At 71.6% G+C, this 5,825-nt stretch carries 3 protein-coding genes; 2 read left to right on the plus strand and 1 reads right to left on the minus strand.

Features of this window, described 5'->3' with window-relative positions; genetic code table 11:
- A partial coding sequence (locus tag ACSW7Y_RS15775; protein WP_438127189.1) for a glycoside hydrolase family 3 C-terminal domain-containing protein occupies positions 1-1,673 on the plus strand: 1,673 nt, incomplete at its 5' end.
- A 456-nt stretch (positions 1,674-2,129) separates the two neighbouring features.
- Here the strand turns inward: ACSW7Y_RS15775 and ACSW7Y_RS15780 are convergent.
- Positions 2,130-3,158 carry an LLM class flavin-dependent oxidoreductase gene (locus ACSW7Y_RS15780; protein WP_438127190.1) on the minus strand — a complete coding sequence of 343 codons (1,029 nt, stop codon included), beginning with the start codon at positions 3,156-3,158 and terminating at the stop codon, positions 2,130-2,132.
- 103 nt (positions 3,159-3,261) lie between these two features.
- On the opposite strand from ACSW7Y_RS15780, the gene ACSW7Y_RS15785 reads away from it, so the two are divergent.
- Positions 3,262-5,825: DEAD/DEAH box helicase (locus ACSW7Y_RS15785; RefSeq protein ID WP_438127191.1), on the plus strand; the 2,564-nt coding region annotated here is incomplete at its 3' end.

Here is a 5,825-nt window from a genome sequence, read left to right on the forward strand (position 1 = left end):
ACGCCGTGCGCTCCGGCGACGTCCCCGAGGCCGACATCGACCGCAAGGTCCGTCGCATCCTGACCCTGGCTGCCCGCGTCGGGGCCCTCGAGGGCTTCGAGCCGGTCGCCGCGCAGCCCGTGCACGTCGAGGACGGCGTCGCCTTCGTCCGCGAGGCCGAGGCCGAGGGCACCGTCCTCGTGCGCAACACCGGGATCCTGCCGCTCGACCCCGGCGCGGTGTCCCGCGTCGCGCTGCTCGGGCACAACGCCGACCAGGCCCGCAGCCAGGGTGGTGGCTCCGCGACCGTCGTGCCGTCGCACGTCGTGACGCCCGTCGAGGGCATCCGCGCCGCGTTCCCGGGCGCGACGATCGACTACGCCATCGGCGCGGTCGTGCAGGAGGGCATCGCCGAGTTCCCGCTGTCGACCATCACGAACCCGGCGACCGGTGAGCCCGGCGCCCGCGTCGCGTTCGTCCGCGACGGTGCCGAGCTGTACGTGGAGGACCGCCGGGCGACCGCGCTCTTCTGGTTCGGCGGTGACGCCCCGACCCGCGAGGCCGACCGGCTCGACATCACCACGACCTACACCGCCCCGACGACCGGCGCCGTCCGGATCGGCATCGGCGCGGCCGGGCACTCGCGCATGTGGATCGACGGGACGCTCGTGCTCGACGAGTTCGTCGGCTTCGAGGGCGACCAGCTCGGCGCCGCCTTCCTCAACCCGCCGGCGCGCTCCGTCCCGGTCGACGTCGAGGCCGGCCAGCAGGTCGCGATCCGCATCGAGTACGACGTCGTCCAGGACGAGACGCTCGGCGGGGTGCTCGCGTACCAGTTCGGCACCGAGCCGAGCGACGCGGACCCGGCGGTCCTGATCGAGGACGCCGTCCGCACCGCCACCGGCGCCGACGTCGCCGTGGTCGTCGTCGGCACCAACAGCAAGGTGGAGTCCGAGGGCTACGACCGCGACTCGCTCGCGCTGCCCGGGCACCAGGACGACCTCGTCCGCGCCGTGGCCGCCGCCAACCCGAACACCGTCGTGGTCGTCAACTCCGGCTCGCCGGTCGAGATGCCCTGGCGCGACGACGTCGCCGCGGTGCTCCTGACCTGGTTCGGCGGGCAGGAGTACGGCAACGCCCTCGCCGACGTGCTGACCGGTGCCGCGGAGCCCGGCGGGCGTCTGCCCACCACCTGGCCCGCGACGCTCGAGGACGTCCCCGTGTCGAACGTCACGCCCGTCGACGGCAAGGTGGCGTACGACGAGGGTGTGCACATCGGCTACCGGGCCTGGCTCCGTGCCGGCACCGAACCCGCGTACCCGTTCGGCCACGGCCTCGGCTACACGACCTGGACGATCGACGGTGTCGCAGCGACCCCGGCGGTCCGCGAGGGCGACGCCGTGATCGTGACCGCGACGGTCGCGAACACCGGTGCGCGCGCGGGCAAGCACGTCGTGCAGGTCTACGCCTCGCGTGACGTGTCCGTGGTCGACCGGCCGGTCCGCTGGCTCGTCGGCTTCGCCCCGGTGCGACTCGACGCCGGTGCCTCGGCCGAGGTGTCGATCGAGGTGCCAGCGCGCGCCTTCGCGCACTGGGACGGTGCCTGGACGTACGAGCCCGGGACCTTCACCCTGCACGTCGGGGCGTCGCTGACGGACGAGGCCGGCACCACGACCCTCGAACTGGAGCGGTGAGCACATCCGGTTTCCGCGCGGGCGCGCGGTGCATTCAGTAACATGAATCCGCGCGTTCCGGCTGGTTACCGGTCGCGCACACACCATCAACGGCGTCGTCGTGTGTGCGAGCCGATCTCCTGATCCGATCGGTCAGCCCGGATGATGCCGGTGTGTCCAGGATGCGCCCCCACGCTTGCGCGGGGGCGCATTCGTCGTTCCGCCTCCGCGTCGTCCGCAACCGGAATTCAATGACGAACGTTCACCTTGAAGCGCCAGATCCCGCAGTCTCGGTGTGACAAGCGGATGGCGAAGTGCAACCATGGACGCACCATCCCGTACGGATCAGGGACGGGATGGTCATCCGGCCGGGGGCCCGGGGAACTCACCAGCCCGATCGCGGGCCCCGCCGGATGCCATCCGGTCGTGCGGTCCCAGTCGGCGCGGGTTGCGGGGGGCGGCCGCGACCTGCCCGGCTCAGGCTGCGCGGAGCGCGGGGGCGACCTGCTCGGCGACGATCTGCAGGATGCGTTCGTGCGCAGCTGCGTCACCGTTCGCCGGCAGGGTGATCACGAGCTCGTCCGTCGCCGCGACCGCGGGGTCCGCGAGGAGCGTCTCGGTGATCTGCTCGACCGACCCCGCGACGACCGTGCTGAAGCGGAACGGCGGCCCGGAGAGCGGACGGCCCTCGTCGTCCATGCCGGACGCGTACCCGGTGAGGAACTCCTCGTGCACCGCGCGGTCGTGGTCGTCCAGGAGCGGGACGACGATCCGGCCGACGGCGACCTTCGGCGTGCGGTCGACGTGCTCGCCGGTGCCCTGCAGCTCCGCGAAGCGCTCCCGGTACGCCGTGATCTGGTCCGCCTGCGCCACGGCGAACGGCGCACCCGTGTCCTCGGTGTTCAGCGTCGAGCAGTGCAGCAGCAGCCCCTTCTCGGCCGTGCGCACCGCGGTGCCCATGCTGCCGCCGCCCCACCAGACACGGCCACGGAGCCCGGGGCTCAGCGGCTGGAGGGCCAGGTCGGCGCCGGCCGGGATGCTCTCGTAGCCCTTCCCCGCCGTACCGAGCGGTTCCCCCTGCAGGACCTCGAGGAGTCGTGCGGCGCGAGCCTCGGCCTCGTCGCGGAAGCTCCGCTCGACCGCGCCGAACACGGGGTCGAGGATGGGCCCGTAGCCCGCGATGCCCGTGCTGATCCCGAGCTGCACCCGCCCGCCGCTCAACAGGTCGACCGTGCTGGCGTCCTCGGCGAGGCGCACCGGGTCCTCGTACCGCATGCCGAGCACCGCGGTGCCGAACCCGATCGTGCTCGTCCGCTGCGCTGCGGCCGCGAAGAACGTCATCGGGCTCGTCAGGAAGGGCTCGAAGTGCCGTCCGCGCACCCAGCCGGTGCCGTAGCCGAACGACTCGGCCGACTCGAAGAGGCGAAGACCGTCCTCCAGCGCTGCGGCCGCACCTGCGGTGCCGCCGTGGTTCGGGACGAAGGAGAGGAAGCCGAGTTCGCGCACGCCACCGAGTGTATGCGGACGCATCCACAGACGGCCGGGAGGCGCGGGTCGGGCCCGCACCGCGCCTCCCGTCCGACCTCCCCGCACCTGGGAGGATGGACGCATGACCGACGTCACCACCCAGCCCCCGCTCGTCGCCGCCCTGCCGGCGGCGGTCGACGGTGTCGTCGACCCGGACGCCGTCTACGAGGCCTTCGCCGCGTGGGCCGCCGAGGGCGGCCGACCGCTCTACCCGGCGCAGGACGAAGCGGTCATCGAACTCGTCTCCGGCGCCAACGTCGTCCTCTCGACCCCCACCGGCACCGGCAAGTCCCTCGTCGCCGCCGGGGCGCACTTCGCGGCGCTCGCCGAGGGGAAGCGGAGCTACTACACGGCGCCGATCAAGGCCCTCGTCTCCGAGAAGTTCTTCCAGCTCGTCGACCTGTTCGGCGCGGAGAACGTCGGCATGGTGACGGGGGACTCGAGCGTCAACGCCGACGCCCCGATCGTGTGCTGCACGGCGGAGATCCTCGCCAACCTCGCGCTGCGCCAGGGCCCCGACGCCGAGGTGGACGTCGTCGTGATGGACGAGTTCCACTTCTACGGCGACGCCGACCGCGGCTGGGCGTGGCAGGTGCCGCTGCTCGTGCTCGAACGAACCCAGTTCCTCCTCATGTCCGCCACCCTCGGCGACGTCACCACGATCGCGGACGACCTGTCCCGTCGAACCGGACGACCGACCGCCCGGGTGACCGGAGTCTCCCGACCGGTCCCGCTGTCGTACGAGTACGTCATGACGCCCGTGCAGGAGACCGTCGAACGGCTGCTCGAGGAGGGCAAGGCGCCCATCTACATCGTGCACTTCGCCCAGGCAGCGGCACTCGAGCGGGCACAGGCACTGATGTCCGTCCGCGTCGCGGATCGCGAGCGACGCGACCGCATCGCCGACGCCATCGCCGGGTTCCGGTTCAGCGCCGGGTTCGGGCAGACCCTCTCGAAGCTCATCCGCGCGGGCATCGGCGTCCACCACGCGGGGATGCTGCCGAAGTACCGACGGCTCGTCGAACAGCTCGCGCAGCGCGGACTCCTGCCGGTGATCTGCGGCACCGACACCCTCGGCGTCGGCATCAACGTCCCCATCCGCGCCGTGCTCCTCACCGGCCTCACGAAGTTCGACGGCTCCCGGATGCGGCAGCTGTCCGCTCGTGAGTTCCACCAGATCGCCGGACGTGCCGGTCGTGCCGGGTACGACACCGAGGGCGACGTCGTGGCCGAGGCGCCCGAGCACGAGATCGAGAACGCCCGCGCCCTCGCGAAGGCCGGCGACGACCCGAAGAAGAAGGGGAAGATCAAGAAGAAGAAGGCGCCGGACGGGTTCGTCTCCTGGGGGCAGGCCTCCTTCGAGAAGCTCATCGCCGCCGAACCCGAGCCGATGGTGTCCCGGATGCGGATCACGCACGCGATGGTGCTGTCCGTCGTGGCCCGCGGCGGGTCCGTCTTCGAGAACGTCCGGGCGCTCGTCTTCGAGAACCACGAGCCCCGAGCCCGGCAGCTCGCGATGGCTCGACGGGCGCTCACCATCGCCCGGACGCTCATCAACGCGCGAGTGATCGAGCGGTTCCCCGGGCCGCCTGTGTCGTACCGGCTCACGGTCGACGTCGCGCCGAACTTCGCCCTCAACCAGCCGCTGTCGCCCTTCGCGCTCGCCGCGTTCGAGCTGCTCGACCCGGAGTCGCCGACGTACGCGCTCGACATGGTGTCGATCGTCGAGTCCACCCTCGACGACCCGCGGGCGATCCTCGCGCAGCAGCAGTTCAAGGAGCGCGGCGAAGAGGTCGCGCGGATGAAGCGCGAGGGCATCGAGTACGAGGAGCGGATGGAGCTGCTCGAGGAGGTCACCTGGCCCAAGCCGCTCGATGAACTGCTGACCGCCGCGTACGAGGCCTACGCCGCCGAGCAGCCGTGGGTCCTCGACTTCACGCTCTCGCCCAAGGCCGTCGTCCGGGACATGTACGAGCGGGCGATGACCTTCGGCGACTTCGTGCGGTTCTACCAGCTCACCCGCTCGGAGGGGCTCGTCCTCCGCTACCTCTCCGACGCGTACCGGACCATGCGGCAGACCATCACCGAGGAGCAGCGCACTCCCGAGCTCGACGACCTGATCGAGTGGCTCGGCGAGGTCGTCAAGCAGACGGACTCCTCGCTCGTCGACGAGTGGGAGGCGCTGCTGCACGGTGACGTGCTGCTCGCTTCCGAGGAGCACGACGAGATCGCGCCGCCGCAGCCCGCGCGGCTCACCGGGAACGTCCGCGCCTTCCGGGTGCTCGTCCGCAACGCCCTGTTCCAGCGGGTGCTGCTCGCTGCCGCGGACGACCCGGAGGGGCTCGGGCAGCTCGACGCGACCAGTGGGTTCGACCGATCGGCGTGGGACGACGTGCTCGAGGAGTACTACGACGCGCACGACTCGATCGGCACCGACGGTGACGCGCGGTCGATGGAGTACCTCGTGCTCTCCGAGGACGGCGCCGGGCGGACCTGGCGTGCGCGGCAGATCTTCGCGGATCCGTCCGGCGACAAGGACTTCGGGTTCTCGGCGACGATTGACCTCGACGCCTCTGACGAGGCCGGCGAGGCCGTGATCCGGGTCACCGAGATCGGACGGTTCGACGGGTGGGCCGAGGTGGACGT

The sequence above is a fragment of the Curtobacterium flaccumfaciens genome (assembly GCF_051548005.1).
Classification (GTDB): domain Bacteria; phylum Actinomycetota; class Actinomycetes; order Actinomycetales; family Microbacteriaceae; genus Curtobacterium.